Consider the following 25,559-nt stretch of genomic DNA (forward strand, 5'->3'; position numbering starts at 1 on the left):
CCCACCCCGCCCCCGCCCGGGGCCCAAACAAACCCCCAATATAACACACCCCCCCCCCCCGGGGGGGGGGGGGGGCGGGGGGGGGGGGGCGGGGGGGCGGGGGGGGGGGGGGGCCCCCCCCCCCCCCCCCCCCCGACGCATGGTGTGGGCTCAGCGCACCGACTTGCGCTCATAGATCACCATCGACCAGACGTACCCGATGATCGTGATCACGATGCACCAGCCGATGGCGAGTGCGGGGTACCCATTGAGCGGGGTTCCGAGCAGCAACCCCCGAAGCGCCTCGATGAACGGCGTGAAGGGTTGGTACTCAGCGAACCACTGCAGCCACTCCGGCATCGACTCGGTGGGCACGAAGCCGCTGCCGAGCATCGGCAGCAGAACGAGCAGCAGCGGCAGGTTGCTCGCCGTCTCGACGGACTTCGCCTGCATGCCCATTGCCACACCGAGCCAGCTGATCGCGTACGAGATGAACGTGATGAGGCCGGCAGCCGCGAGCCATTCCATCGGGCCGGCTGTCGGGCGGAACCCGATCAGCCAGCCGACGCCGAGCACAAGTGCGACCGCGAGGATCGCCTGGATGGTGTTGCCGAGCACATGCCCGGCCAGCACCGCCGCCCTCGAGATCGCCATCGACCGGAACCGGGCGGTGATTCCTTCGGTCATGTCCATCGAGACCGTTGTCGCCGCACCCCCGGCGGTTCCGGCGATGGTGATCAGAAGGATGCCCGGCATCACATACGCGAGGTACGCCTCCCGGCCGCCCGCCGGGTCCACGCCGGGCAGGCCGGCCCCGAGCGTGCCGCCGAGGACGACGACGAACAACAGCAGGAACACCACAGGCCCACCGATGGTGAAGATCGTCAGACCCGGGTAGCGCACGATGTGCAGCAGATTGCGGCGGAGCATCGTCATCGAATCGGCGACAACGTGCGATTGTCTTCTGGCACCCGGCGTTGGGCGCGCCCGGGTGAGGGTGGTCATGACTGCGTTCCTTTCGATTCGACCCGACCCGACTCCTCTTTCTTCCCCGTGAGGGCGAAGAACACGTCGTCGAGGTCGGGAGTGTGAATGCTGAGGTCGTCGACCTCGAGGTTGGCCTCGTCGAGGCGGCCGAGGACGTTTCGAAGCGTTCCGACCCCTCCGTCGCTCGGCACGGAGAGAGCGAGCCCGGCTTCGTCCCGGTCGGACTCGTCGAGGAGGCGGCTCGCCGCCTCGAGGCTTCCGGGATCGGCGAATCGAAGCTGGATGTGCCCGCCGGGGACGAGCCGCTTGAGCTGGTCCGGCGTGCCGTCGGCGACGATGCGGCCACCGTCGAGCACCGCGATGCGGTGTGCGAGTTCGTCTGCCTCGTCAAGGTGCTGGGTCGTGAGCAGAACCGTCGTGCCCTCCGCGACGAGTTCGCGCACGATGTCCCACATGGTGTGGCGGCTGCGCGGGTCCAGGCCCGTTGTCGGCTCGTCGAGGAAGATCACGCGGGGAGTGGCGACGAGGGTCATCGCCAGGTCGAGGCGGCGCTGCATCCCGCCGGAGTAGGTGGCGAGCGGTTTGCGAGCAGCTTCAACGAGGTCGAACTGCTCAAGCAGCTCGGCCACCCGGGTTTTGGAGCGTTTCGGTCCGAGATGGCGCAGCCGGGCCATCAGGAGGAGGTTCTCCTCGCCGGTGAGCAGGCCGTCGACCGCCGAGAACTGGCCGGTGAGGCCGATTCCGGCGCGCACACCGTCCGGCTCGCGCACGACGTCGCATCCGTTCACGAACGCTGCGCCGCTGTCGGGCCGCACGAGGGTGCTCAGAATGTGCACCGTGGTGGTTTTGCCTGCGCCGTTCGGGCCGAGCAGGGCGGTGACGGTGCCGGCGGCGACGGAGAAATTCACGCCGTCGAGCACGACCTTATCGCCGTAAGACTTTCGAAGCCCCCGGACATCGATGGCTGGAGTGTTCATGTCTGTCGTTCCCTTCTGTTCGGTGCCCGACGTCATCGGGCGTGAGAAATGGTGATATCGCCGTACGACGTACGCGCACGGACCGCCACCGTCTGTTCGGCGGCTTCGGGGGCCCGGTCGCCGTCGAGTTCGTTGCGCACGCGCCCCTCCCTCGACGACAGGTCCAGCCAGGCGGGGGTGCCCGGTCGCACGCCGATGCTGATCCCGCCGAAGCCGCTCTCGAGCTGGATGGACCCGCTCGAGACCTCGCGCACCTGGATGCTGCCGTACGCTGTCTTCGCCGTGACGGAGGCAAGCGCTTTCGTGACCTCGAGATCACCGTAGGAGAGTTTGGCCTCGAGGTCGCCGCCGCACTCGTCGATCCGGATGCTTCCATACGACGATTTGAGGGCGGCGTCCCCGGTGACCGTTCCGATCCGGATCTGCCCATGGTCGGCCGTGATCTCCACCGCACCGTCGGCCACGCCCACGGTGGCGGTGCCGTGTCCGGCCCGCAGCCACAGGTCGCCGGTGGCCTCGACATCGATGGCGCCGGTGGAGGCCTTGATGCGGGTGGCCCCGAGGCGGCCGACGGCGCGGAGGCTGCCGACGGAACTCTCCGCCGTGAGCCGGGATCCCGCAGGCAGTTCCACCCTGAGGTCGACCGATTCGGTCGGGCCGATCCAGCTGATCCGGGGTTTCGGGCCGGTGATGGTAAGCCGCTGGCCGTCGAAATCGACCCGCGTCTCCTCTGCACCGCGGCGATCGACGGCCTTCGCCGGGTTGGTGGGCGACACCGTCACGACCGTGTCATTCCGGTCACCGGCGAGAACGTCGATCGATCCGACCGGCAGGCTGATGGCGAGGTCGATGGGGGAGGGGGTGGTGAAAGTGGGCATGCTGGCGCTTTCCCTTCTGTGGGCGTGTTCGTCCGACCCCGCGGCGTCGCGGGGCTGTGGATGGTGTGAGCTGGGCGGTTAGCGCGCCCAGCCCGCGAAGTTGTCGCCGGTGCGGAGCGTGCGCTGCGCGGACCGTCGTTGTTTCGGCTGGAGCGCCGCAGCCACGGCGCGGACCAGCCAGGTGTTGACGGACAGGCCGTCAGCGGCCGCAGCCTCGTCGACCCGCGCCTTCAGGGCGTCGGGCAGCCGGAGTGTCGTGCGCGAGGTGCTGGCATCGTCGAGGTCGACGGATGCCGTAGGCCGGTCGTCGCCGTCGGCTTCGGTACCCGGCTGGGTGACGACGAACTCGACCTCGCGACCGCGCAGGCGCAGGTCGACCGCGCCCGGGGCGAGGTCGCGGGTGATCTCGCCCGCCGCAGCCGACAGGGCGTCGAGCAGGACGAGCCGCGTCGCGGCGTCGAGCCCGGCGGCCAGCCGCTCGGCGACGGCGCGGGTGTCGTCCGAGCCGTTCTCTGCGGCGTCGACCAGCTGGCGTTGCAGGTCGCTCACGTACTGTCCGAGTTCCATGTCACCATCGTGACACCACGATGGTGTCACGTCAAGTGTTTGTGGTGTCACGCTTTTCATCCCGATGGGGGGACACGTCGGCGAGCGGCGGCGTGGACCATGGGGAGCACATTTTCCGCGCCGAAGGGAGGACGAGATGAACCTGGTCATCGGCTTCGCCGCCATCATCGCGGTCACGGCCGTGATGATCACGGCGATGCTGCTGGTACGCAGACGTGCTCCGGCGGGAAGCTATTTCAGCGACGGCGACCGGGCGTCTGGCGTGTTCGGCGTGCTGGCCACCGGATTCTCAGTGCTCCTGGGTTTCATCATCGTCATCGCCTTTCAGTCGTACGATGAGTCGCGCGCCGGAGCAGAGGCCGAGGCTGCGATCGTCGCACAGCAGTTGGAGACTGCTCAGTTCCTGCCGGCCGGCACGGCCGAGGATCTCACGGGCCAGCTCGTCTGTTATGCGCGATCGGTCATCGGGCCGCAGTGGGCCGCCCTCGAGCGCGGGCAATTGAGTGAATCCATCAACCCGTGGGGTGGGGAGATGTACCTGACGATAAAGGCAGCGGACCCGCAGACCCCCGCCGAGCAGTCGGCCTATGACCGATGGATGGAGCAAACGGGGGAACGCGAACAGGCGCGGCTCGACCGAATCCACTCGGCCGAGGGGCTCGTTCCGTTGCCGTTGTGGATCGCGCTCTTCACAATCTTCGTCGTCATCCTCGTCTACATGCTGTTTTTCGCCGATCCGGAGGAAGGCGCCGTGACCCAGGGCATGCTGATGGGAAGCGTCACGCTGATCATCACTGCGCTGCTTGTGCTTCTCGTCTTCTTCGACAATCCGCATGCAGCGGGTGTTGGGCAACTCCGTCCAACAGCCATGGAGCGCACGATTCGAATCATCGACGCCGAACTCGATTTCGTCGGGTTGGACCTGAACCCACCCTGTGACAGCAATGGCATCGCGCGCTGACCAGGGCTCTGCCAACCGCGACCGCCTCGAGCTTTTCGTGACGTTTCTCCTGGTCGTGGCGGCCGTTGCCACGTCGTGGAGCAGCTACCAGGCGACGCGATGGCATGGCGAGCAGGCCCAGGCGACCAGTCGTACCAATGCCATCCGCATCGAGGCTGCTCGCGCGTCCAGCCTGGCTGAAGCTCAGACCGAGATCGACGTCGCCACGTTCATCGCGTGGGCCGACGCCGACCAGAGCGGCGATTCCAAACTTGCCACGTTCTATCTTGACCGCTTCCGTCCTGAATTCGCGCGGGCATTCGACGCATGGATGGAGACCGAGCCGTTCACCGCTTCGGACGCACCGGAGACCCCATTTGCCATGTCGGAGTACCACGTCGAAGCGAAGAACAAGGCGATACAGCTCGACGATGACGCCGAGAAGTCCGCAGAGGAAGTCCGACGCGACCTTCAAATCGCAAGCAACTATGTCCTCACAGTTGTCCTGTATGCCGTCGTCCTGTTCTTCGCCGGAATCAGCACGAAGATGGGCAGCCGGAGGCTCCGGCTCGTCATGCTCGGTGCCGGTTTCGCGGTTCTCGTCGGCGCCCTCCTGTGGGTTGCCACGTTCCCCATCAGTATCGGACTATGACCCTCGCTGCAGGTGGTCTCCTTCGCACGAAGAAGCCCCGAACCCGCAAGAACGTTCTCGCGGGCCGGGGCTCTTCGGCGTCGTTACTTGATCGAACCTCGCGTGACTCCTGAGATGACCCAGCGCTGCGAGAACACATAGACAAGCAGGAGCGGAGCCATCGCCATGAGGTACGACGCGAACGCCACGGTGTAGTCCGTGTTGAACTGGCCCTGGAACACGAACTGCGCGAGTTGCAGCGTGCGATCTTCAGGATCGCTCAGGATGACGAGCGGCATGAGGAAGTCGTTCCACGCCCAGACGCAGGTGAGGATGCCGACGGTGGCATTCATCGGCGCGAGGAGCGGGAAGATCACCGACCAGAACACCCTCCAGGTGCTTGCTCCGTCGACCCGGGCTGCTTCTTCCAGTTCAATCGGAATGGTCCGGATGTAGGCCGTATAGATGAACACGTTGAGCGAGAGCCCGAACACCGTGTAGATGATGATCATTCCGACCTGGTTGTCGAGACCCAGGAGGGACGTCTGCTTGACGATGGGAAGCATGATAATCGGGAAAGGGATGAACATGGCGGCGAGCAGGTAGAAGAAGGCACTCTTGAAGAACCGCCGGTGGATGTTCCGGGCGATGGCGTACGACACGATGGAGTTGCTCACCAACGTCAAAGCCACCGCGCCCACGGTGATGAGAGCCGTGTTCAGGAGGGCCTGCGGAAAGTTTGTTCGGGTCCAGGCTTCGGCGAAGTTGGCCCAGTCGAACGGTGCCGGCCATTCGAACCCGGTGCCCGTCACGATCTGGTCCGGAGTCTTCAACGCGACCATCACCGCCAGATAGAGCGGGATGAGTACGGTCAGCGAGCACACCGCAATGAACGCGGTCGCCCACCAGTTGATCTTGCGGGTATCGTCATCCGCCTGGCGGAACCGACGACGGGGGCGTGGCCCCTCGGTCTCGACGAGCGCCGTTGTCTGCGCTGTCGTATTCGTTGCGGTAGTCATTAGAAGTCCGCCTCTCTGCGCTGCAACACTCGGAACTGAAGGAATGAAACGATCATGATCACAATCACGAAGATGACCGCGTTGGCGCTCTGGTAGGCGAACTCGCCACCCGTGAAGCCGCCCTTGTAGATGAGCACCGAGATTGATTCGGTGGCCGTGCCGGGGCCGCCATTCGTGAGCGCCATGACGTGGTCGAAGACCTGCATGAAGCCCTTCAGGCTCAACACCATGTTGATCGTGAAGAACGCCCCGATGAGGGGGAACGTGATCGAGCGGAACTGTCGCCATGCCTTCGCCCCGTCGAGCGACGCCGCCTCGTACAGTTCCTGGGGGATCGTCTGAAGCCCCGACAGGTAGATGATGATCGCGAACGCGCTTGCCTGCCACACCGCGAGGACGACGATCGGGAGCCACGCCCATTGAGGGTTCGACAGCATGTTGTCAGCCACGATCGGAATGTTGGGCAGGATTTTCGGCAGCGAGTTCGAGAACAGGAACTGGAACACGTACCCGACGACGAGAACTGCGAGCACGTAAGGCACGAAGTAGGCGCCCCGGAAGGCGTTGCGCGCCACGATCTTCGCGTTCAAACCCAGCGCGATCGCGAGAGAGATGACGTTTGTCAGGATGGTCGCGGCGATCGCAAACCCGAACGTGAAGCCATACGCTGCGAGTACCCGGTCGTCCCGGAACAGGTTCAGGTAATTCGAAAAGCCGACGAAATCCCATTCGCCGAACCCGGGATAGTTCGTGAAACTGAAGAAGATGCCCACGAGCACCGGGACGGTGTGGAAAAAGGCGAACAAAATGAGCGCCGGCCATACCATCCAGTAGAACGCGGGAGCTGCCCGCCCTTCGACGCGGACGGCGGGAGGCCGTGGGCCTGAACCGCGTCGCGATCCGGCGATCAGAACCGCCTCTGTTTCTGTTGTCGTCGTCGACATGTCACTCTCCGGTTTGGATCGTTCGACGGGCTACTTTGCTCCACTCGTTGTCGAGCGTTGCGAGCGCGGCATCCGCGTCTCCGTCAAAAAGGAACTGCTGGATGATGGCCGCGAGCGGGATGCTCGGCGGTACCTGGTGATCGATGAAACCGGTGATCTTCTTCTCGTCGAAGTAGGGCTTCACCGACTGCACAGCCGGATCGTCACTGATCTGTGCATCAGTGAGCGACGGCACCATGCGCTGGGAGGCGGCGAATTCTCCTTGCACCTGGGCCTCGAACAGGTAGTCCACGAAGCGTTTGGCCTCGTCGAAGTGAGGGGTGTCTTTGCCGATGAGAACTGTGACATCGACGCCCGAAACGAGCAGCCGATCGTCCGGGTTCTCGGCGGCAGGGTAGGGGAAGATGGCGGCGTCGATGTCGGGGTTGATGCCCTTGATCGGGTTGATCGCCCAGATGCCCTGCATGAGCATTGCCACGTCACCATTCGCGAAGGCAGCGTTTCCATCGTCATAGGTGCGACCGCGGTAACCATCCTGAGCATAGGAGAAGAGTTCGGCTTGCTGTTCGAGGACCTCCTGGAAGTCCTTCTCGAACGACACCGACGAGTTCGGGCCGACGTTCTCGCCCTCAGCCCGCATCTCATCCCAGAAGTCGCCCTGCGACGGATATGCCCCGAGGGCGTTGAACGACGGCAAGGCCGTCCAGCTGTCGGCGAGAGTGCCAAAGAACGGGGTGATTCCCGCCGCCTCCAGCGAATCGCAGACGGCGATGAACTCGTCCCAGGTTTCGGGCACTTCGAGACCCTGCTCCTCGAAGATCTCCCGGTTGTAGATGACGCCGTTCGCGTTGTTCACATAGCCGAGCGCGTTCACCTCGCCTTCGGCGAAACCGATGTCCGCGAGGATGTCCTGCACCGCCGGGTTGATCCGGTCGAGCAGCGGATCGCCGCTGAAGTCGTGGAAGACGCCGGCACGCATGAGCTGCCCGAGGCCACCGTTGCCGTTCAGGGTGATGACGTCAGGAACGTCGTCCTTCACGAGGCGCGTACGGATGGTGGTGTCGGCGTCTGCGACCTGGTTCTGCACGACCCTGATGTCGGGGTTCTCCGCCTCGAAGTCCTCGATGATCTGGGTGAAGTCCTCGAGGGCTTCTCCCTTGAACTGGAAGAAGTCCAGGGTGACGACGTCGCTGTCGCCCTGGCCGGTGCAACCGGAGAGCAAAAGCGCGGCGACCGCCGCGGACGCCGCAAGACCCAGTCGGCGAGAGCGCCTTCTTCTGTACTGATCTCGAGGGGTGTCGCTGTTATCCATGATGTGCCTCCTTGCGCATGGGGATGTGAACCGCGTGTGGTTAGTGCGGTTCGTTGGGTTCTGATGCCGACAACTCGAGAAGGATGAGCTGGGCGGGATAAAGCACCGGGGCCTGCAGACCCACCGTGCCGAGTTGGCGACCGGTCAGCCGGATCGGCTGCTCGGCCCAGGGGAGCGGCGACTGGCCCGGTCCCGCGCTGACGCTGCCGGCAGCAATCCGCACGTCGTAGCGGCGGGCGGGGGCCAGCCCTGGCAGGGTGAAGCGTCCGGGCGGGTACGTCACGCTGGTCGAGACCTGCGTGAAGGTGAAGAGGGCGGATGCCCCGTCGGCGGCGACGACACCGCGAACGTCTGTCGTCGCATCCGCCGTGTCACCGTTCACCAGCACGCCGGAGTGGATCGTCCGCCGGTGCCGCTTGTGAATGTCGACCCAGCGCCGAACCGCGTCGAGGCCGCCCTCATCGAGGTCGGTGAGGTCCCACTCGATACCGAGGTGCCCGAACAGGGCGACGCCGGCACTGAGATCGAGCGACACCGCCCGCCCCGTTGAATGCACCTTGGGGCTGGTGAGGTGCGCCCCCATGATCTCTGCGGGGACGAGCAGGCCGGTGTACCGCTGGATCTGCAGGCGTTCGATCGGGTCGAGCGTGTCGCTCGTCCAGATGCGATCGGTGTGCTCGAGGATTCCGAGGTCGACCCGTGCGCCGCCGGACGCACACGACTCGATTTCGAGATCCGGGTGGCGGCTTTTCAGTGTGGACAGCAGGCGGTAGAGGGCAAGAGTGTTCTCGTGCGCTCGTGGCTTGCCGGTGTCGGCCGCGCCTGCCTCGAGCAAATCGCGGTTGTGGTCCCATTTGAGGTAGGCGATGTCGTTGTCGAGAAGGAGCGCGTCGAGCCGCTCGAAGATGTACTGCCAGGCGTCGGGGTGCGCGAGGTCGAGCACGTGCTGCTGGCGGGCCGAGACGGGCAGGTCCACGCGGCCGCGCAGGATCCAGTCCGGGTGCTGGCGGGCAAGGTCGCTGTCGAGGTTGATCATCTCCGGCTCGACCCAGAGTCCGAACTCCATGCCGAGACCCCGCACGGCATCGATCAGCGGCGTCAGCCCCGACGGCCACACCGCGGGGTCGATGAACCAGTCTCCGAGTCCCGCCGTGTCGTCGCGGCGGCCGAGAAACCAGCCGTCGTCGAGAACGAAGCGTTCGACGCCGACCCGGGCGGCGCGCTCCGCGAGAGCACGGAGCTTGTCGAGATCCTGGTCGAAGTACACGGCCTCCCATGTGTTGAGGGTCACCGGGCGTGGGCGCGTCGGGTGGTGCGGGCGGGATCGCAATTCGTCGTGGAAGCGACGCGACAGTTCGTTGAGTCCGTCTCCCCAGGAGCCGATCGCCCACGGGGTCGTGTAGGTCTCGCCCTGCGCGAGTACCATCTCGCCGTTGACCAGCAGTTCGCCGGCGCTGAGGAACGAGTCGGCCGTCGGCGTCCGTTCAGCAAGCAGCCGGTGGTTGCCGCTCCACGCCGTGTGCACGGCGTAGACGAGCCCGCGCTCGAACCCGAAACCAGGCCGCCCGGCCGCGAGGAGGAGGCTGGCGTCAGAACCGGGGCGCCCCCGACGGCTCTCCCGGAGGTGCGTGCCTATGGTGAACGTGTGGCGCTGCGGCGAACGTTCCCGCAGGTGACGGCCTGTCGTGTCAAGAAGTTCGGCGACGTCGTGCGGCAGGGGAAAGGTCGGGGCGAGAGACACCAGGGAATACGGCTCGCCCGAACGGTTCTCCAGCGCGATCCGCTGACGCAGAAGCCCTGCCGCGGTCACCTCGAGGGTGACCGTCGCGGCAAGTCCGGCATCCGGATCGGTCGCTTCGATGACCAGGGTTGCGGATTCCTCGTCCAGGTCGATTGCCTGGGTCGCGAGCCGGGTCGAAAAGAACCGTCCTGCGCGGTGCCCGGAGAGGCCCGGTGTGCCAAGCCACCCAGACGATTCCTGAGGTATCAGGGTGAGGGGGGCGGGCTCGTCGAGTCCTCCGGATACCCGCTGTGGTCGTGCGGCGACGCCGAGGGAATCCGCTTCGCTTTGGCTGAGGTCGCCGAGATCGGCGCCCCAGAACACGATGGACGGCAGTGGCCCGCGTCGGGTGTCGAGGACGACACTGGTGCCCCCGTTGCGGAGGTGGATGACGTCGTTGCGGCGTTGCATGAGTTATTTCTACGTCAAAAATAAATAGATGTCAATACGTTCAAAGAATGGCGCCTCGTGCCACGCACGCGCGGGTTTCGTGGATCAGATCGACAAACCATGGCTGTTTTCGTCGCGGTTTATGTCAGGATGGAAAAAACGAACGAGGAGGCCTGATGCCGAGCCTGTCGGACAGCGAGGCGAGTGACACCGCGCGCGAGCTGGCGCGCGAAGTGATCATTCACGGGCCTATTTCCCGCTCGGATCTGGGACGTCGGCTCCGCCTGTCGCCGGCCAGCCTCACTCGGCTGAGCAAACCCTTTCTCGAACGCGGCCTGTTCGTCGAGGCGGCGGAGATCGCAGGAGGGCCTGGTCGTCCGACCCGACCGCTCGATGTGCGCGTTGACGCGCATCGTTTCATCGGCGTCAAGGTCACGGGTGATGCTGCGGTTGCTGTCCTCACGGATTTGCGCGCCACCGCCGTTGCGCGTGCCGAGCGACCGTTCGACGATCACGCCGTTCCGACGGTCGTGAGGACGATTGCCGCACTCGTGGCCGAGCTGTGCGGGCCGGGCGTCGACGTGGACTTCGTCGGCGTCTCTGTCGGCGGCAACGTCTCTGGCCAGCGGGTTGTGACGCGCGCGCCGTTCCTCGGCTGGCGGGATGTTCCCCTCGCCGACCTGCTCGAAGAGAAGCTCCGCCTGCCTGTCGCGGTGGACAACGACGTGGTCGCTCTGACGACCGCGGAACACTGGTTCGGCGCGGTTCGGGGGGCTTCGGCGTTCGCCGTCGTGACGATCGGCGCTGGAGTCGGGTACGGGCTCGTCATGCATGATCAGGTCGTGAGCACTGTCGATTCCGGTCTGGGCCTCGGCGGCCATCTGCCGCTGGATGGGAGTGGCCCCCTGTGCGCACAGGGGCATCGCGGTTGCTCGACGGCGATGCTCTCCATTCCGAGCATCGAAGCCCAGGTCTCCATGGCGCTGGGGAGCGACGTTGACTATGACGAAGTGCTCGACCTTGCCCGTTCGGGGCATCCGGTAGCCGCCGCAGTCACGAACGCGGCGGGGCGCTCGCTTGGCCGCATGCTGGTGATGATCGCAAACATCGCGATGGTCGACGCAATCGTTCTCACGGGTGACGGCGTTGCGCTCTGGGAGATCGTCGGCGGCGTCGCGGCCGCGTCGATGGCGGAGGACCGGGACCCCGAAGCAACTCGGGTGGCGGTGCATGTGGACACATCGGGTTTCGACTCCTGGGCACGCGGAGCAGCCGCGATCGCCATCCAGAACGCCGTCGAGCGACTTCGCGTACCCGCTGGCACACCGGTCGGGGCGCGTGCCGTTCGATAGCCAACCCGCAGACAGATCGGTCCGGGCGGAGTTCTAGGAAACCTGCTGCCGGCGGACCAGCTCGGTGATCCAGATCGGCGCGAACGGAGAGGTGCAGTTCGGCGGCGTCGGGTAATCCTTGAGCACCTCGAGTCGCTCACCGATGTCGATGGCACGGGCACGAAGCTCGGCGTGCTCGATCCCGATCTGTGCCAGGCAGTGGTTCATCGCCCATTGCAGCCGTTCCGGGGCATCTTTCATCTCCGCTTCGATGACGTCGAGCAGCTCGGGCAGGTCGAGGCCGTCGGGGCTCTTCACCACGCGTTCCGAGGTCAATGCCCAGCCGGCGCTGGCGACCACGGGGTCTGAATCAGAAAACCAGGCCAGGCGCAGCGCCTCGGCGTGCGGGCTCTTCTTCACCACATAGTTCACGAGCCAGTCGTGCACCTTCGGAATCCGTGCCTCGCGCAGCATCCGGTCGAGCTCACCCTGCTCGAACGCCTTCGGCCGGCAGATCAGAAGCGAGAGCAGCCTCGCCGCGGTGTCACCGGTCGCCCAGAGGTCGAGTGCCAGGTCCTGCTGCGTCTTCAGGCGTTTGGCGATCGCACGCAGCTTGCCGAGGTTGACGCCGTGGTCGTCGCCGTGCCTGGCGTTCACCTCGCGCGCCCGGGGATCTTCGAGTGCTGCCAGCTCGGCCATCACCTCGGGAACGGTCGTCGGGTCAACGGTCGTTGAAATCACTCGAGCCTCCTGTCAGAGCACGAGTCGAGTCTACGTAGCCGTAGCCGTAGTCGCTGATCCAGATCTTGGTTTCGAGGAAGACCTCGTCGCGGGCGGAGTCTGGAAGACACCCAGACCGATGGCGGGCATTGTGACCCCGTTGTTCAGGGTGAACGTGCTGTTCGTCATGAGCGGCGCCGCGCCGATGGGGTCAGCTCGTTGGCGCCGTAGCTGTTGTCGTCGGGGTTTAGCGTGACACCCGGGGAGACCACCTCGTCGATGCGGTCCAGGATGTCGGCCGACAGCGTCACATCCGCCGCCGGCAGCTGCGACACGAGTTGTTCTTTCGTGCGCGGGCCGATGATGGCCGAGGTGACCCCCGGGTGATTGATCACGAACGCAACGGCCAGCTCGATCAGCGAGATTCCGGCCTCATCCGCGACCTCGGCCAGTGCTTCGACAACCTCGAGCTTCTGCTGGTTCGCCGCGCTCGTCATGTCGAAACGGGCGCTGGGGCGCGCCGACGACGTGGGCGTCGGGGCGGTGTCCTTGCGCCACTTTCCGGAGAGCCATCCGCCGGCCAGCGGGCTGTAAGTGAGCGTTCCCATGCCGTAGCGCTGGATGGTCGGAAGCACGTCCTCTTCGATGCCGCGAACGAGGATCGAGTACGGGGGCTGCTCGGTGACGAAACGGGCCAGGTTGCGATCTCGCGCTGCGATCTGCGCTTCGACGATCTGGCTGCCGGAATAGGACGACGACCCGATGTAACGGACTTTGCCCTGGAGCACCAGGTCGGTGAGTGCCCCGAGCGTCTCCTCGACATCCATCGCCGGGTTCGGACGGTGCACCTGGTAGAGGTCGAGGTAATCGGTGCCGAGCCGCCGGAGGGAGTCCTCGACCGCCTGCATGATCCACCTCCGGGAGCCTCCGCCGTGGTTCGGTCCCTTTCCCATCGGCATGAAGAACTTGGTGGCGAGCACAACGTCGTCGCGGCGCCTCTTCAGGGCCTTCCCGACGATTTCCTCGGACTCCCCGGCCGAGTAGACGTCGGCGGTGTCGACGAAGTTGATGCCGGCATCCAGCGCGTGGTGGATGATCCGGATCGAATCGTCCGCGTCCTGGTTGCCCCAGGCGCCGAACATCATCGTGCCCAGGCAGAGCGGACTGACTTCCACTCCTGTGCGTCCCAACAGGCGGTAATCCATGTGTTTCTCCTTGATGAATCGGATGCCTCCAGTCAAGAACAGAGTCGGCCATCGTGGGAGTCCCCGCCAGTACCTCCTTTCCGACTGGTCGTGCAACGCTTGTTACATGGATCTGGAAGTGTCGCCCGCGCTCACGGTTCCAGCATCCGAACTCGGCTGGCGGTTCTCGCGTTCATCGGGGCCAGGCGGCCAGCACGTCAACACCTCCGACAGTCGCGTCGAGCTGTCGTGGAGCGTCGCGGAGTCACAGGTGCTCTCCGAGGACCAACGCCAGTTGTTGGTCGACCGTCTCGCCCGCCGTCTCGTCGCCGGTGTGCTCACCGTCACCGCCTCCGAAGAGCGCTCGCAGCTGCGCAACCGCGAGATCGCCCTGCGCAAACTCGCCGCGATCGTGGCCGCGGGTCTCGCTCCCGAGGGCCCGCGCCGCCGTCCGACGAAGCCTTCACGGGGCTCCCAACGCCGTCGCCTCGCAGCGAAGGAACAGCGCTCACAAACCAAACAACAGAGGCGGCGGCCCCCAGCCGAATGACCCGCGGCGTGAGAACCCCGGTCAGTGCGCCGCCCTCGACGCGAATTCGGCGAGTTGCGCGGCCATGGGAACGGGCTCCCATTCGTGCTCGGCACCCGGCATCCGTTTCCACTCCGCCCCCGGGATCGCGGCAACAATGAGTTCGGCGGCCGGCACCATCACCTCGTCGTAGCTCGACGTTCCCACCATCGCGAGGACCGGTATCCGGATGTCCGCGAGAAGTTCCGACAGCGGTCCGGACTCCGCCCAGGCGAGTGAATCGGCGTCAGGTTGCAAGCTGGCCGCCTGGTCGACCATGGCGGGGATCGCCTTGACGAACTCGAGAAGCTCCGGTGGCATGTCTCTCATGTAGAGACTCAGGGCACGGTCCAGGTCACCGGCGGCGAGTAGGCCGCGCAACTCATCGGCCAGCTCGTTCGCACCGCTGTGCGGAGGGGAGAGGGGAGCCTCCCAGAGGGCGAGTCCCGCGACAGGGAGGCCGCGGGCCGCCGCGAGCAGCGAGAGGGAGCATCCTGATGAGTGCCCGCAGAGGACGCCGCTTCCGCCCACCTCGTCGAGAAGGGCGGCGATCGCGGCCAGCTCGCGTTCCGCGGTGATCGGGCCTGTTGCGGCACTTTCACCACGGCCGACGCGGTCGTAGACCACGGTGCTGTGCCCCATCCCGGCGAGGAGCTCGGCCGTCTGCGTGGTCCCTGCGTCGATCTCTCGCCACGGTCCTGCACCGGCGACGAAGACAACGGGCGGGCCGTCGCCCCGGTGGTCGAAGGCGACCCGGTCATTCAATTCGGTCATCAGATAACTCGACACGGGAACCTCTCTCGCCAAGCCGGTCAGGCGCCCGGTGGCCGGTACGAGATCTGCCCGACTTTGCCGAGAGCGTCAAGAGCTTCGTCGACGGTCAACAGCACGGTCGTTTCCATTTCGCTGAGGGCGCCGCCACTGTTGATCGCAAGGGCGACGGCGGCCATGGAGGTGTTGTCGGGAGCTTCCCACAGGGTGTAGCCATCGTGCTCCCCGAAGGCGTACCAGAAGCCGTGCAGTTTGCCGCCGACCGCTTCGATGTACGCCTGCGCAGCCTTCCGGCGATCCTCGGGGTTCTTGGTCAACCTCGCCCAGGTTTCAGGGGTGTAACTGAATTTCGACAGATAGAGAGGCATGATCTCGTCCTTCGCTTTTGAGTGGTGCGCTTCTGAGTGGTGCGCAGCTGGTTCTTCGCTGCAGCGTGGTGTTCCACCCCAGAATGGACTCCTCCTGTCGCGCCATCAACCGGGTAACCAGACCCGTTGCCGCCGGTGGGGGCGCTGCCTAGCATGTCGGGCATGACCAGCATTGAGCCGCCGGAGGGTACCGAGCGTGCCGCCGAACCTCTGCGCTACCTGTTCGCGCTCGCCGATGCAGGCGGAACCGTTCCTCCTGAGCTCGGCGTCGCCCGTCGGCTCGTGCGCCGGGGCCATCGGGTCACGGTGCTCGCGGACACACGGCTGGTTGACCAGGTTCGCGCAGCGGGTGGCGACTTTCTCCCCTGGTCGGCACCACCGACGGCTGAGTTCCGCGACTGGGAACTGCGGACTCCGATGAGCCTCGCGCGCGGCATGGCGAACCACATGATGGTGGGACCCGCGCCCGCTCAGGCCGAAGACACGGTGGCGGCGATCGAGGCGTTGCGACCGGACCTCGTGCTGGGATCCTTCGCGACCCTCGGCGCGATGGTCGCAGCAGAGGCCCGTTCCGTGCCGTTCGACCTGCTCATTGCGAATGTCTACCTGATCCCCGCGGAAGGCATGCCGCCGTTCGGCACGGGGATGTCTCCTGCTCGCGGGCCGATCGGACGACTTCGCGACCGGGTGATCTTCGCCGCGAGCGGGCGGCTGTTCGACCGGTACACCCTCGCGGGAATCAATGCGCTCCGGGCCGTGTACAGCCTCGAACCGGTGGAGACCACGTGGGACCAGCTGAAGCGGGCGAGACGTCATCTCATCCTCACGTCATGGTCCTTTGACTTCCCGGCCAGGATCCCCGACAACGCCCGCTATGTCGGGCCCATTCTCGACGACCCGGCATGGGCAGCAAACGAAGCATGGACCCCGCCGCCTGGGGATCAACCCCTCGTGCTTGTCGCCATGTCGTCGACGTTCCAGAACCATGTGGCGTGCATGCAGAGGATCGCTGACGCGCTCGGCACCCTACCGGTCCGGGGCCTGGTGACAACAGGCCCTGCGGTGCGGCCTGACGAAATCAGGGCTCCCGCGAATGTGACCGTCACGGCATCCGCCCCTCATCAGGCGGTTCTGCGGGAAGCCGCCCTGGTTGTCACGCACGGCGGTCACGGATCAGTGATCAAGGCGCTCGCCGCAGGCCTGCCCCTTGTGATCCTTCCCCACGGCCGCGACCAGGCCGACAACGCGACGCGGGTGACCACGCGAGGCGCGGGCATCACCGTGTCACGGCGTTCGAAGGCGGCGAAGATCGCCGCGGCGGTCGGTGAGGTACTCGGTGATCCCGCCTACCGTCGGGCCGCGGAGAGCCTGGGCGAGGTGGTGGCTCGCGACGCCAATGGACAGGCGCTCCTCGAGGAGCTCGAGCACCTGACGGCGGCGACGCCTCGGCGGGCCGGCGGTGCCGGCTAAGCCTTCATGGCGTCATGGCCCGCGTCAGAAACCTGAATCGGATCAGCTGCGGCCGGTTTACGCATCGCACGCAGAGGAAGCGGGTGCATGGGTTCCGTCTCCCAACGCGCCGCGAAGGTGCCGCCCGCCACGTCGAAGCTCAGGTGCAACCGGTGCGGGGTTTCGACGAAGATCACATCGATGGTGAGCGCCGTACCGTCGGCGTCCGCCCATCCCGCGCTCGCCGCGGTCGCATCGTGGACTGTCCACCCGCCGAACTCGGCTCGGACATCGAGGCGATCGTCCCCTTCGGTGAGCCTGAGCGCCACGCCCCCGTCGAGAGGGGAGAGGTCGATGCCACTGAGCCGGGGGAGCGCGTTGTCCGCTGCAGGGACGAAGTGCCTTGATTCGATATCGCCGCCCGGCCGCGCACCGTCGAGAGGAGGCAGGGCGAGGGATGCCAGTCGTGCGGCGAGCGCGGCATCCGCTTCGTCGCCCGCTCCCGAGCCACCCTTTCCCCCGAACGCCGGGAGGAGGTGCTCCCAGGCGAGATCGAGGATTCCCTGCATATCGTCGCACTGGCCGGTCATCGCCAGAACGACACCGTGCTCGGGCAGCACGACGCAGAGCTGGCCGAAGGCACCGTCGCCGCGGTAGCCGTGCCGCGCCATCCAGAACTGGAAGCCGTAGCCCTGCTCCCAGTCGGATGCCGGGTCCGCACCGTTCGCGACGTGCGACCGGGTCGCCTCCTCCACCCATGCGGCGGGCAGCACCTGCCGTCCGTCCCACTCTCCTTTCTGCAGGTACAGCTGACCGATCGCGGCAATCGCCTCGGTCTGCGCGTGCAGGCCGCTGAAGCCCAGCTCGTGCCCGCCGTCATCGGCGATCCAGCCGATATCGTCGATCCCGAGCGGATCGAGCAGCCGAGGCCGCAGATAATCGGTCAGTGACGTACCCGAAGCGCGCTGCACGATACGCGAGAGCGCATACGTGCACGGCTGGTTGTAGGCGAAGACCGTTCCCGGCTCCTCGTCCGGCGGCAGGAGGAGAAAGCCGCGCACGAGGTCGCTGCCGTCGATCTCATGGGCCCGCTGCAGTGTTTCTTCACGATGTCCACTCGCCATCGCCAGCACGTGCCGGACTTGTATGCGTCGACTGCGGGGGTCGGTTATCACCCGCTCCAGTTCAGGGAAATGGCTGAGAACGGTGTCATCGAGCGACATCAGGCCCTCATCGACGGCGATGCCGACTGCGGTCGTGGCGAAGGTCTTGCTCAGCGAGTACAGCAGGTGCACCCGGTCGGAGGTGTACGGCGACCACCAGCCCTCGGCCAGCACGTGGCCGTCCCGCAGGAGCATCACGCTGTGCGGCTCGACGTTCGGCGCTGCTTCGACGGCGTCGACGAAGGCGGCAATACCGCGCGCATCGACACTGTGGGCGGACGGTGTGCTTCTCGGCAGTGAGCGGTGCATGGATCCCATGCTAGGGCGCGCCGGTGGGCCTCCGGAAGTTTGCACACTCTCGCAATTAGTGCAAAAATACACACCATGCCCGATAGTGCAAATACAAATCGCCGTGAGAAGCGGATGCTGGCGACGGCCTCCCGCCTCACCTCCGTCGCGCGTCGGCTGACCGCGGAGCGGGGACTCAGCGGTTTCACCGTCGAAGAGGTCTGCGATGAGGTCGATGTCTCACGACGGACCTTCTTCAACTACTTCCCCAGCAAGGAGGATGCCGTGCTCGGCGTCGATCCGGGAGAAGAGCTTGAGAAGTTCTCTGAAGCGTTCCTCGCCCGAGGGTCCCGCGGCTGGGCGGTGGTGATCGACGACCTCGTCGAACTCGTCATCGGCCACTTCGAGGCGACGGGTCACGACCACGCCGGTCACGCCGAGTTCATTGCGGCGATCGAACGCGAGCCACGTTTGCTCCTGCGGTTCATGGGCGCCACCCGCGAACGCGAGAGGCAGGCTGTCGCCGTGGTGGCATCCCGTGAGAACGTGCCAGCCGATGATCCCCGCGCCGAAGCAGTCGTCGGCATCCTGTCCACGCTTCTCAAGCACGCCGGCGAGCACTACCTCGACCCCGCCGGCACCCACGACTTCTCGTCGACTCTCCGGAACCACCTCGCCGCCCTCCGCGTCGTCATGGCTCCACCGACAACCCCTCGAAAGGCCACCCTGTGACGACCACCACCGAGGAGCCGATCCTCCTCACCAAACGCCGCATCTGGATCATTTTCGCTGCGCTCATCGCCGGCATGCTCCTGTCGAGCCTCGACCAGACGATCGTCTCCACGGCCATGCCGACTATCGTGGGGCAGCTCGGCGGAGTGGAGCACCAGGTCTGGCTTACGACCGCGTACCTCCTCGCGACGACGATCGTGATGCCGGTCTACGGCAAGTTCGGTGACGTGCTCGGGCGCCGGCGGCTGTTCCTCGTCGCGATCGCGCTGTTCACGATCGCCTCCGTCGGGTGCGCCTTCGCCGGTGACTTCACCCAGCTCGTCCTGTGGCGTGCGGTGCAGGGACTCGGCGGTGGCGGACTGATGATCCTCTCGCAGGCGATCATCGCCGACATCGTGCCCGCCTCCGAGCGCGGCAAGTACCTCGGACCCCTCGGCGCTGTCTTCGGACTCTCCGCCGTGGGCGGACCCCTGCTCGGCGGCTTCTTCGTCGACCACCTCACCTGGCAGTGGGCGTTCTACATCAACATCCCGGTCGGTATCGCCGCCTTCGCGATCGCCTGGTTCACCCTCAGGCTGCCGAACAAAAAGGCAACCCAGCCGGTCGACGTGCTCGGCGTGATCCTGCTCTCGGCGTTCACGACCTGCCTCATCTTCTTCACCGACTTCGGCGGGAGCTCCGACCACGGCTGGGGCGCCCTCGAGACCTGGGCGTTCGGTATCGGCATGGTCGTCGCAGCGCTGCTGTTCGTCCTCGTCGAGTCGAAGGCGCAGGATCCGATCATCCCGCTGTCGCTGTTCAGGAACCCGGTCTTCGTCAACGCCACGGCCATCGGGCTCACCCTCGGCCTGGGCATGTTCGCCGCCATCGGGTTCGTGCCCACCTTCCTGCAGATGTCCTCGGGGACGTCCGCCGCGGCATCCGGTCTCCTCATGCTCCCGATGATGGCCGGGCTCATGCTCACGTCCATCGGATCTGGCATCGCGATCTCGAAGACCGGCCGGTACAAGGCATACCCGATCGTGGGCACGATCGTCACCGGTGCCGCCATGGTCGCCATGACCACGCTGGCCGCGTCGACGCCGATCTGGCTGATCTGCATCTACCTGTTCGTCTTCGGCGCCGGGCTCGGCCTGATCATGCAGGTCGTGGTCCTCGTCGCCCAGAATGCGGTGGACGCCTCGATGGTCGGCACGGCGACGAGCACGAACAATTACTTCCGCGAGGTGGGGGCCTCACTCGGCGTCGCCGTCTTCGGCACCATCTTCACCACGCGCCTCACCGACAATCTGACGGATGTTTTCACCACAGCGGGCGCAGATCCCTCGGCTGCCGCAACCGCGACATCGACTCTCGATCCCCAGACTCTGGCATCGCTCCCGGAGGCGGTCCGCGACGGGGTCGTGACGGCGTACGCCGACGCGCTCGCGCCGGTGTTCTGGTACCTGCTTCCGTTCATCGCGATCGCGTTCCTGCTCTCGCTCTTCCTCAAGCGCATCCCGCTCTCGGATGTGGCCGGCCTCGTGGCACGCGGGGAGGCGATCGGGGGAGAGGAAGCCGAAGCACTCGAGGCCGCGCAGCGGAACGGCTCGGGCGCCGCGTCCATCAGCGAAACGCATGACCACCGCCTCGAGGACTCGCTCTCGCTTCGTCGACGGTGAGTGAGTCGAGCTTCGACCCGTAAAACAGGGCGGGCGCCGGTTGGCGCCCGCCCTTCGCTCGCCCGCAGCACCCGTGGCGCTTCGGGAGTCCGTCGAGCCGACCCCGCCCGGACCAGCGTTCAGATCGCCCGTGTTCAGGTCATCTGGCGGTGACGGGTCGCCCATTCGATGCCGTTCGTCGCCTGTTCCTTCGTCAGCGCGGTCGTGCCTCCGCAGTGGGAGCAGATCACGAAATACCGCCGGGAGACGGTGAACAGCGGAATGAAGAAGAGCGAGACCTTCGTCGCGCTCTCGATCACGTCCTGCGATGCGTCCGTGTTGCAGTACTGGCAGAGGAACCTGACGACGACGAGAACCCGGTCGCGCAGCGTGGTACCGAAGATGAGAAGCATCCGACGAGTGTATGGAGCGCCGCGAATACAGGCGAGGGGCTTGCGCTTGCCGTGGCATCCGTTTGCGGAACGTACTTCCGGTTGTTACCCGCGGGGCATAGGTTGAACCCACCGTCGTCCGCACCACCAGCCGTTCGCCGTCAGGAGCACCATGTCCACGAGACGCCCATTCGCCGCCGTCGCCGTCCTGGGCGGACTCCTCGTGAGCCTCGGCGCTGTCCCCGCCGCCGCCGAGCCGCACAAACAGAAAACGATCGAACTTCGCGTCGCCACCTACAACCTGTCTCTGAACCGGGCAAGCGCAGGCGAACTGGAGGCGGACCTCAGCTCACCGGGAGACCAGCAGGCGCGCACCGTCGCCGAGGTCATCCAGCGCACGAATCCCGACATCATCCTGCTCAACGAGTTCGACTATGTGCCCAACCAGCGCGCCGCCGACCTGTTCCGCGACAACTACCTCTCGATCGGGCAAGGCGGGGCCGATCCGGTCGACTACCCGTACGCGTTTGTTGCGCCGTCGAACACGGGAATTCCGAGCGGGTTCGACCTCAACAACGATGGCAGCATCGGCGGCGGCGACGACGCCTTCGGCTTCGGTGCGTTCGATGGACAGTACGGCATGGCCATTCTGTCGAAGTACCCGATCGCGGCGGAGAAGGTGCGGACCTTCCAGAATTTCCTGTGGAAAGACATGCCAGGGGCACTTCTGCCCGACGACCCAGCCACCGCTGAACCAGCCGACTGGTTCTCACCCGACGAGCTCGAGGTCATGCGCCTGTCGAGCAAATCACACTGGGATGTTCCGGTGCAGGTCGGCAAGAAGACTGTTCACGTGCTCGCCTCGCACCCGACGCCGCCGACGTTCGACGGGCCTGAGGACCGCAACGGCCAGCGCAACCACGACGAGATCCGGTTCTGGGCGGACTACGTCACGCCAGGAAAATCAAAATACATCATCGATGACGCCGGCAAGAAGCGCGGCCTGCGGCCGAGCCAGCCGTTTGTTATCGTCGGCGATCAGAACGCCGACCCGTTCGACGGGGACTCGGTGGATGTCGCCATCGACCAGCTCCTCGATCACAAGCGCATCGTCGATCCACTGCCGGCGTCGGAGGGGGCCGTTGAGGCGTCAGCCCTGCAAGGCGGTGCCAACGCGTCTCACCAGGGAGACCCGCGTCACGACACCGCCGATTTCGCCGACACCGCGCCCGGCAACCTCCGGGCAGACTACGTGTTGCCCTCCCGCAAGCTTCGGGTCCTCGACTCCGGAGTGTTCTGGCCGACTCAGGCTGACCCGCTCTCGCGGCTGACGGGCGTCTTCCCGTTCCCGAGCAGCGACCACCGCCTGGTCTGGGTGGATGTGCGCGTACGCGCCTGAACTGTGCCTCTCGCACCAGCAAGTCTGGAGCGTGGACAGCCGTTCTGAAGCGGAGTATCCTCGCCAGCACGAGGGGGCCTCGACAAGATTGGCCTGTCGTGATGGCGAACATGCGAGTGCTCGAATTGCGGATCCACGGAATCGCCAATTCGCCGCCGGCAGAGATGCTGTGCACGACGACCGAGGAGGTCGAACGCAAAGGCGGTGACGACCAGGGCTCGTTCTGGCGGATCAGGCCGAAGCTCTACGCCCCAGGGGCGAAGCCTCCCGCCGGCGTCGAAACCGTCGCAGAGGCATACTCCTGGGGAAACCAGGCCCGGTCAGGCGGTTCCGCCCTTGCCCTGATCGGCCGCGCGGTCGTGCACGTCGGGTGGCTGTTCGTGCTCCCGTTCGGCCTCTGCAACCTCGCCTACTGGGCGAGACGCGACATCAAAGGCACCGACGAGGACCCCAAGTGGTGGGCGGGCGGCGATGGGGCGGTACTGATTCGTGTCTTCGCGCTCCTGCAGACGCTGTTCTACACCGTGGGGTTCCTCACCGTGTTCGTCCACCTGATGGGTCTCCAATGCTTCCAGGCTGTCGAGGACGAGAACGGCAGACTCCGTCACCAGGCCTGTGCGGCACTGCCGGGTTGGTTCGACTTCCTGTCGGAGTGGAGTCCGATCTCCCGAGCGGCACTCTTCAGCATCGCTCCGATTGCGGTGACACTGCTGATCTACATGATCAGCCTGCGGGCCCGCGGAATGTTCAACCCGCAGAGGTCGTTCGACGACGACGCTAAGCGCACAACGACCCCGAACGAGCCCACGGACGAAGACGCGAGCGAGGCGGATCCTCCGCGACCGGCGCTGCTCTCGTCGGCCGGGTTCTGGCATCGCTCGCGGGTAGGGCAGACGTCTGAGCGCGCCCACTTCGCTGCCGCCATCGCGCTCATCCTTCTCCTTCTCGCGGCGGACGCCCTCACCGACTCCGCTTCCGGCGAAGGACGGGTCACCGTTCCAGGCGCCGATCTTTTTGACATCCTCCTGGGACGTGTCGACGCCACAGGAGCCGGTCCGGTGCCGATGATCGCACTGGCCGTCTCCGCCGCCCTGCTCGCCGGCGCCGCCGTGATCACGGCAGCAGCCGGGCTGAGCGGCAAGAGCTGGTCCACCCGTTCCAAGCGTGGCTGGTCGACGACGATCCTTGTGCTGTCGGCTGTGGCCTATGTTGCCTGGATCGCCTGGGCGATCTTCGCCCTTCATACGCCAGTTTTGAAGGAAAATATCGAGGCCGCCGCCAGCCTCCGAGGCCTCACCGTCACGCCGACCGCCGTTGCAGCCGGTGGGGCTCTGATTGCGGTGGCGAGCCTCAGCTGGGGATACCGGTGGCGACGCCGCACCGTGTCGTGGTTCGTGTTGCCGCTGGCATTCGCCTGCGGTGTGGCATCCGCTCTGTGGGGACTCGCCCCGGAAGAACTCAGCGGCTGGCGTTCGCTCCTCGCGTGGTCTTCAGTGGGGTTGGTCGGGGTGGCCATCGTCATCGGGTATCTGCCGTTCACGGATGCCCGAGTGAGGGAAGCTCGCCGCCACACGGGGTGGCACGGAAACGGCGCCGCAGTGGTGCTGTTGTTGGCGCTGCTCGCGTCACTCATCATCACCAGTCTGTTCGTGCTCGGCACACACGCCTGGCTGACGGCGGACACCGACGAGCCTGTGGTGAAGGACGGCTGGCGACTCATCAATCCACCGGAGCCCGACGAGCCAGGATCGGTGCAGGTCCCGACGCCCGAGGCGATCGAGGCTCCGCCCTTCCATGCGCTGTTCGGTGGAATGCTCGTGGTCGGGCTGATTGTCTTTCTCGTCTTGGTCGTGCTCACCGTGGGTGCGGCCTTGCGTCGCTTTCCGGCCTTCAGCCTTCCCGGGCCCGGATCCGAGGATCTCGGAGGAACGAGCCGGCTGGTTGCCAACGACGAAACCGTCCCACCCCCTCCGAACCCCGAACCAGGAAAGCGACCGCCCCAGGTGGTGCGCGAGAGGGACTATCCTCCCAATGAGGTGCGGCCAAGCGGACGTCTCCGAGTGGTTGCAGACGCGCGCCGGGTCGCGGGTCTTCTTCACCGGGGCGAGCCGCTCCTGCGGGTTCTCGCCATCCTCACCGCCGTTGCGCTGGTTCCGCTCGCCATCCCCTACCTCGGCGGTCTTCTCGCGGGGGCCCCGTTCTGGGACTCCCTCCTGTCTGTCTCCCGATGGGCCATCGGCCTCATCGCACTCGGAGCGGTCGCCGCGGTTGTGACAAACGCGGTCACCTCCACCGAGAGGCCACTCGCGCTCGTCTGGGACATCATCTGCTTCTTTCCCCGGGCGGGGCATCCGTTCGCGCCGCCGTGTTACGCGGAACGTGCCGTTCCCGAGGTGACCAAGAGAATCAAACGGTGGATGGGGCCGGGTCTGGACGAGGGGGGTGCCGAAGGACGGGTCATTCTCTCGGCGCACTCGATGGGAGCGACGATCGCCGTGGGCGCGATCCTCGCGATGAAGGGAAACGAAGACAATGACGAGTTGGGTCGCGTCGCCCTGCTGACTCATGGGGTACAACTGCGCCCCTACTTCAGCCGGTTCTTCCCAGAGGTTTTCGGCCCGCGCATTCTGGGAGTGCGCGGTACCCAGGGGCCCCAGATGCTCGCCGCCGATCCATGGAGACGGCAGGTGATCGCCGACAACCGGCCGCCCGCGCTACCGGTCCATGTGAAAGGCGATCCGGACTCCGTCGTCGAACTTCTCGGCGGAAATCTGAGCGACGCGGACGACCCGGTGGCACCGCGGTGGCGGAGCCTCTGGCGGCGAACCGACTACCTGGGTTTTCCGGTGACCGGCTTCTGGAGCAACGAGACCGACGGCGTCAATGAGAACCCGATCGACCGCAGGGCGACTGAGCGGTCACCCCGTTCGTATCTCTGGGCGGTCGCGCGCCACAACGACTACCTGTCGACGCCACAATACCGGGAGGCGCGCGACGAACTGGTGGCGATGCTCACCTCGGGACGAAACGTGCCCGAGCCGACGCCCGAACCCGACGTTCCGCCCGCACGGCGACCCCCCTGGTGGCGGCGCCACTTCGGCCTGCGCCGGAACGGCGTTCCGTTCATACGATGAGGACCCGGCGTGTGTG

At 66.0% G+C, this 25,559-nt stretch carries 23 protein-coding genes and 1 pseudogene; 9 read left to right on the forward strand and 15 right to left on the reverse strand.

The window, feature by feature from the left end; translation table 11 throughout:
- Positions 1-150: 150 nt before the first annotated feature.
- From ABIE24_RS00005 to ABIE24_RS00020, 4 genes are all read right to left on the reverse strand, one after another.
- The gene (locus ABIE24_RS00005; RefSeq protein WP_354495598.1) at positions 151-984 is read right to left on the reverse strand and encodes an ABC transporter permease; all 834 of its coding nucleotides are present in this window, start codon (positions 982-984) and stop codon (positions 151-153) included.
- Positions 981-1,943 (reverse strand): ATP-binding cassette domain-containing protein, encoded by a 963-nt coding sequence (locus ABIE24_RS00010; RefSeq protein ID WP_354495599.1) that lies wholly within the window; start codon positions 1,941-1,943, stop codon positions 981-983. The genes ABIE24_RS00005 and ABIE24_RS00010 overlap by 4 nt, the downstream gene beginning before the upstream one ends.
- A 32-nt stretch (positions 1,944-1,975) precedes the next feature.
- Positions 1,976-2,821 carry a DUF4097 family beta strand repeat-containing protein gene (locus tag ABIE24_RS00015; protein WP_354495601.1) on the reverse strand — a complete coding sequence of 282 codons (846 nt, stop codon included), beginning with the start codon at positions 2,819-2,821 and terminating at the stop codon, positions 1,976-1,978.
- Between the two features lie 78 nt (positions 2,822-2,899).
- Positions 2,900-3,388 (reverse strand): type II toxin-antitoxin system HicB family antitoxin, encoded by a 489-nt coding sequence (locus ABIE24_RS00020; RefSeq protein ID WP_354495603.1) that lies wholly within the window; start codon positions 3,386-3,388, stop codon positions 2,900-2,902.
- A gap of 184 nt (positions 3,389-3,572) precedes the next feature.
- Here ABIE24_RS00020 and ABIE24_RS00025 point away from each other — a divergent pair, with 184 nt between their 5' ends.
- Together ABIE24_RS00025 and ABIE24_RS00030 are read left to right on the forward strand one after the other, a co-directional pair.
- Entirely contained in the window at positions 3,573-4,349 is a 777-nt protein-coding gene (locus ABIE24_RS00025) for a bestrophin-like domain (protein WP_502916223.1), read from the forward strand.
- On the forward strand, positions 4,333-4,980 hold the full coding sequence (locus tag ABIE24_RS00030; protein WP_354495607.1) for a hypothetical protein: 648 nt from the start codon (positions 4,333-4,335) through the stop codon (positions 4,978-4,980). The genes ABIE24_RS00025 and ABIE24_RS00030 overlap by 17 nt, the downstream gene beginning before the upstream one ends.
- 83 nt (positions 4,981-5,063) lie before the next feature.
- On the opposite strand, the gene ABIE24_RS00035 is transcribed toward ABIE24_RS00030, so the two are convergent.
- Genes ABIE24_RS00035 through ABIE24_RS00050 form a run of 4 tightly spaced genes read right to left on the reverse strand, consistent with a single transcriptional unit; the run spans position 5,064 to position 10,425 of the window.
- Positions 5,064-5,978, reverse strand: a complete 915-nt coding sequence (locus tag ABIE24_RS00035; RefSeq protein WP_354495609.1) for a carbohydrate ABC transporter permease — start codon at positions 5,976-5,978, stop codon at positions 5,064-5,066.
- Complete coding sequence (locus ABIE24_RS00040; protein ID WP_354495610.1) at positions 5,978-6,922, reverse strand: carbohydrate ABC transporter permease; 945 nt, start codon at positions 6,920-6,922, stop codon at positions 5,978-5,980. Before ABIE24_RS00040 ends, ABIE24_RS00035 begins: the two co-directional genes overlap by 1 nt.
- 1 nt (position 6,923) lies before the next feature.
- Positions 6,924-8,234: an ABC transporter substrate-binding protein gene (locus tag ABIE24_RS00045; RefSeq protein ID WP_354495612.1), complete on the reverse strand. Its 1,311-nt coding sequence runs from the start codon at positions 8,232-8,234 to the stop codon at positions 6,924-6,926.
- Positions 8,235-8,274: 40 nt separating this feature from the next.
- Positions 8,275-10,425 (reverse strand): alpha-galactosidase, encoded by a 2,151-nt coding sequence (locus tag ABIE24_RS00050; RefSeq protein ID WP_354495614.1) that lies wholly within the window; start codon positions 10,423-10,425, stop codon positions 8,275-8,277.
- Positions 10,426-10,580: 155 nt separating this feature from the next.
- On the opposite strand from ABIE24_RS00050, the gene ABIE24_RS00055 reads away from it, so the two are divergent.
- A complete protein-coding gene (locus ABIE24_RS00055; RefSeq protein WP_354495616.1) occupies positions 10,581-11,756 on the forward strand; it encodes an ROK family protein in 1,176 nt (391 codons plus the stop codon).
- A 33-nt stretch (positions 11,757-11,789) separates the two neighbouring features.
- Here the strand turns inward: ABIE24_RS00055 and ABIE24_RS00060 are convergent, their stop codons facing one another.
- The 3 genes and pseudogenes from ABIE24_RS00060 to ABIE24_RS00070 form a co-directional block, all read right to left on the reverse strand.
- Complete coding sequence (locus tag ABIE24_RS00060; RefSeq protein WP_354496405.1) at positions 11,790-12,434, reverse strand: DNA alkylation repair protein; 645 nt, start codon at positions 12,432-12,434, stop codon at positions 11,790-11,792.
- A gap of 82 nt (positions 12,435-12,516) precedes the next feature.
- Positions 12,517-12,644: pseudogene (locus ABIE24_RS00065) on the reverse strand (aldo/keto reductase); the annotation flags it as partial.
- A complete protein-coding gene (locus ABIE24_RS00070; protein ID WP_354495618.1) occupies positions 12,641-13,660 on the reverse strand; it encodes an aldo/keto reductase in 1,020 nt (339 codons plus the stop codon). The pseudogene ABIE24_RS00065 and the gene ABIE24_RS00070, both read right to left, overlap by 4 nt.
- Before the next feature lie 106 nt (positions 13,661-13,766).
- Here ABIE24_RS00070 and arfB point away from each other — a divergent pair, with 106 nt between their 5' ends.
- Positions 13,767-14,189 carry an alternative ribosome rescue aminoacyl-tRNA hydrolase ArfB gene (gene arfB, locus ABIE24_RS00075; protein ID WP_354495620.1) on the forward strand — a complete coding sequence of 141 codons (423 nt, stop codon included), beginning with the start codon at positions 13,767-13,769 and terminating at the stop codon, positions 14,187-14,189.
- Positions 14,190-14,210: 21 nt separating this feature from the next.
- Here the strand turns inward: arfB and ABIE24_RS00080 are convergent, their stop codons facing one another.
- Both ABIE24_RS00080 and ABIE24_RS00085 read right to left on the reverse strand, forming a co-directional pair.
- Complete coding sequence (locus ABIE24_RS00080; RefSeq protein ID WP_354495622.1) at positions 14,211-14,981, reverse strand: alpha/beta fold hydrolase; 771 nt, start codon at positions 14,979-14,981, stop codon at positions 14,211-14,213.
- 38 nt (positions 14,982-15,019) lie between these two features.
- Entirely contained in the window at positions 15,020-15,346 is a 327-nt protein-coding gene (locus tag ABIE24_RS00085; protein ID WP_354495624.1) for a GYD domain-containing protein, read from the reverse strand.
- A 162-nt stretch (positions 15,347-15,508) separates the two neighbouring features.
- Here ABIE24_RS00085 and ABIE24_RS00090 point away from each other — a divergent pair, with 162 nt between their 5' ends.
- On the forward strand, positions 15,509-16,816 hold the full coding sequence (locus ABIE24_RS00090; RefSeq protein WP_354495626.1) for a glycosyltransferase: 1,308 nt from the start codon (positions 15,509-15,511) through the stop codon (positions 16,814-16,816).
- Here the strand turns inward: ABIE24_RS00090 and ABIE24_RS00095 are convergent.
- Positions 16,813-18,267 carry a serine hydrolase domain-containing protein gene (locus ABIE24_RS00095; RefSeq protein ID WP_354495628.1) on the reverse strand — a complete coding sequence of 485 codons (1,455 nt, stop codon included), beginning with the start codon at positions 18,265-18,267 and terminating at the stop codon, positions 16,813-16,815. The genes ABIE24_RS00090 and ABIE24_RS00095 overlap by 4 nt on opposite strands.
- 75 nt (positions 18,268-18,342) lie before the next feature.
- On the opposite strand from ABIE24_RS00095, the gene ABIE24_RS00100 reads away from it, so the two are divergent.
- A complete protein-coding gene (locus ABIE24_RS00100; RefSeq protein ID WP_354495629.1) occupies positions 18,343-18,978 on the forward strand; it encodes a TetR/AcrR family transcriptional regulator in 636 nt (211 codons plus the stop codon).
- Positions 18,975-20,639, forward strand: coding sequence for an MDR family MFS transporter (locus tag ABIE24_RS00105; protein WP_354495631.1), 1,665 nt, complete (start codon positions 18,975-18,977; stop codon positions 20,637-20,639). The genes ABIE24_RS00100 and ABIE24_RS00105 overlap by 4 nt, the downstream gene beginning before the upstream one ends.
- A 134-nt stretch (positions 20,640-20,773) precedes the next feature.
- Here the strand turns inward: ABIE24_RS00105 and ABIE24_RS00110 are convergent, their stop codons facing one another.
- A complete protein-coding gene (locus tag ABIE24_RS00110) occupies positions 20,774-21,031 on the reverse strand; it encodes a zinc-ribbon domain-containing protein (protein WP_354495633.1) in 258 nt (85 codons plus the stop codon).
- A 151-nt stretch (positions 21,032-21,182) separates the two neighbouring features.
- Between ABIE24_RS00110 and ABIE24_RS00115 the strand changes: the two genes are divergently transcribed.
- Together ABIE24_RS00115 and ABIE24_RS00120 are read left to right on the forward strand one after the other, a co-directional pair.
- Positions 21,183-22,409 (forward strand): endonuclease/exonuclease/phosphatase family protein, encoded by a 1,227-nt coding sequence (locus ABIE24_RS00115; RefSeq protein WP_354495635.1) that lies wholly within the window; start codon positions 21,183-21,185, stop codon positions 22,407-22,409.
- Between the two features lie 101 nt (positions 22,410-22,510).
- Entirely contained in the window at positions 22,511-25,543 is a 3,033-nt protein-coding gene (locus tag ABIE24_RS00120; RefSeq protein WP_354495637.1) for a hypothetical protein, read from the forward strand.
- Positions 25,544-25,559 lie beyond the last annotated feature (16 nt).

Origin of the sequence: Mycetocola sp. 2940 (assembly GCF_040548835.1) — a bacterium.
Classification (GTDB): domain Bacteria; phylum Actinomycetota; class Actinomycetes; order Actinomycetales; family Microbacteriaceae; genus Mycetocola_A.

Bases quoted from the DNA above. Each gene is read 5' to 3' on its own strand.
- ABIE24_RS00005 (WP_354495598.1), bottom strand. From the start codon at position 984: ATGACCACCCTCACCCGGGCGCGCCCAACGCCGGGTGCCAGAAGACAA.
- ABIE24_RS00010 (WP_354495599.1), bottom strand. From the start codon at position 1,943: ATGAACACTCCAGCCATCGATGTCCGGGGGCTTCGAAAGTCTTACGGC.
- ABIE24_RS00015 (WP_354495601.1), bottom strand. From the start codon at position 2,821: ATGCCCACTTTCACCACCCCCTCCCCCATCGACCTCGCCATCAGCCTG.
- ABIE24_RS00020 (WP_354495603.1), bottom strand. From the start codon at position 3,388: ATGGAACTCGGACAGTACGTGAGCGACCTGCAACGCCAGCTGGTCGAC.
- ABIE24_RS00025 (WP_502916223.1), top strand. From the start codon at position 3,573: ATGATCACGGCGATGCTGCTGGTACGCAGACGTGCTCCGGCGGGAAGC.
- ABIE24_RS00030 (WP_354495607.1), top strand. From the start codon at position 4,333: ATGGCATCGCGCGCTGACCAGGGCTCTGCCAACCGCGACCGCCTCGAG.
- ABIE24_RS00035 (WP_354495609.1), bottom strand. From the start codon at position 5,978: ATGACTACCGCAACGAATACGACAGCGCAGACAACGGCGCTCGTCGAG.
- ABIE24_RS00040 (WP_354495610.1), bottom strand. From the start codon at position 6,922: ATGTCGACGACGACAACAGAAACAGAGGCGGTTCTGATCGCCGGATCG.
- ABIE24_RS00045 (WP_354495612.1), bottom strand. From the start codon at position 8,234: ATGGATAACAGCGACACCCCTCGAGATCAGTACAGAAGAAGGCGCTCT.
- ABIE24_RS00050 (WP_354495614.1), bottom strand. From the start codon at position 10,425: ATGCAACGCCGCAACGACGTCATCCACCTCCGCAACGGGGGCACCAGT.
- ABIE24_RS00055 (WP_354495616.1), top strand. From the start codon at position 10,581: ATGCCGAGCCTGTCGGACAGCGAGGCGAGTGACACCGCGCGCGAGCTG.
- ABIE24_RS00060 (WP_354496405.1), bottom strand. From the start codon at position 12,434: ATGGCCGAGCTGGCAGCACTCGAAGATCCCCGGGCGCGCGAGGTGAAC.
- ABIE24_RS00070 (WP_354495618.1), bottom strand. From the start codon at position 13,660: ATGGATTACCGCCTGTTGGGACGCACAGGAGTGGAAGTCAGTCCGCTC.
- arfB (WP_354495620.1), top strand. From the start codon at position 13,767: ATGGATCTGGAAGTGTCGCCCGCGCTCACGGTTCCAGCATCCGAACTC.
- ABIE24_RS00080 (WP_354495622.1), bottom strand. From the start codon at position 14,981: ATGACCGAATTGAATGACCGGGTCGCCTTCGACCACCGGGGCGACGGC.
- ABIE24_RS00085 (WP_354495624.1), bottom strand. From the start codon at position 15,346: ATGCCTCTCTATCTGTCGAAATTCAGTTACACCCCTGAAACCTGGGCG.
- ABIE24_RS00090 (WP_354495626.1), top strand. From the start codon at position 15,509: ATGACCAGCATTGAGCCGCCGGAGGGTACCGAGCGTGCCGCCGAACCT.
- ABIE24_RS00095 (WP_354495628.1), bottom strand. From the start codon at position 18,267: ATGCACCGCTCACTGCCGAGAAGCACACCGTCCGCCCACAGTGTCGAT.
- ABIE24_RS00100 (WP_354495629.1), top strand. From the start codon at position 18,343: ATGCCCGATAGTGCAAATACAAATCGCCGTGAGAAGCGGATGCTGGCG.
- ABIE24_RS00110 (WP_354495633.1), bottom strand. From the start codon at position 21,031: ATGCTTCTCATCTTCGGTACCACGCTGCGCGACCGGGTTCTCGTCGTC.
- ABIE24_RS00115 (WP_354495635.1), top strand. From the start codon at position 21,183: ATGTCCACGAGACGCCCATTCGCCGCCGTCGCCGTCCTGGGCGGACTC.
- ABIE24_RS00120 (WP_354495637.1), top strand. From the start codon at position 22,511: ATGGCGAACATGCGAGTGCTCGAATTGCGGATCCACGGAATCGCCAAT.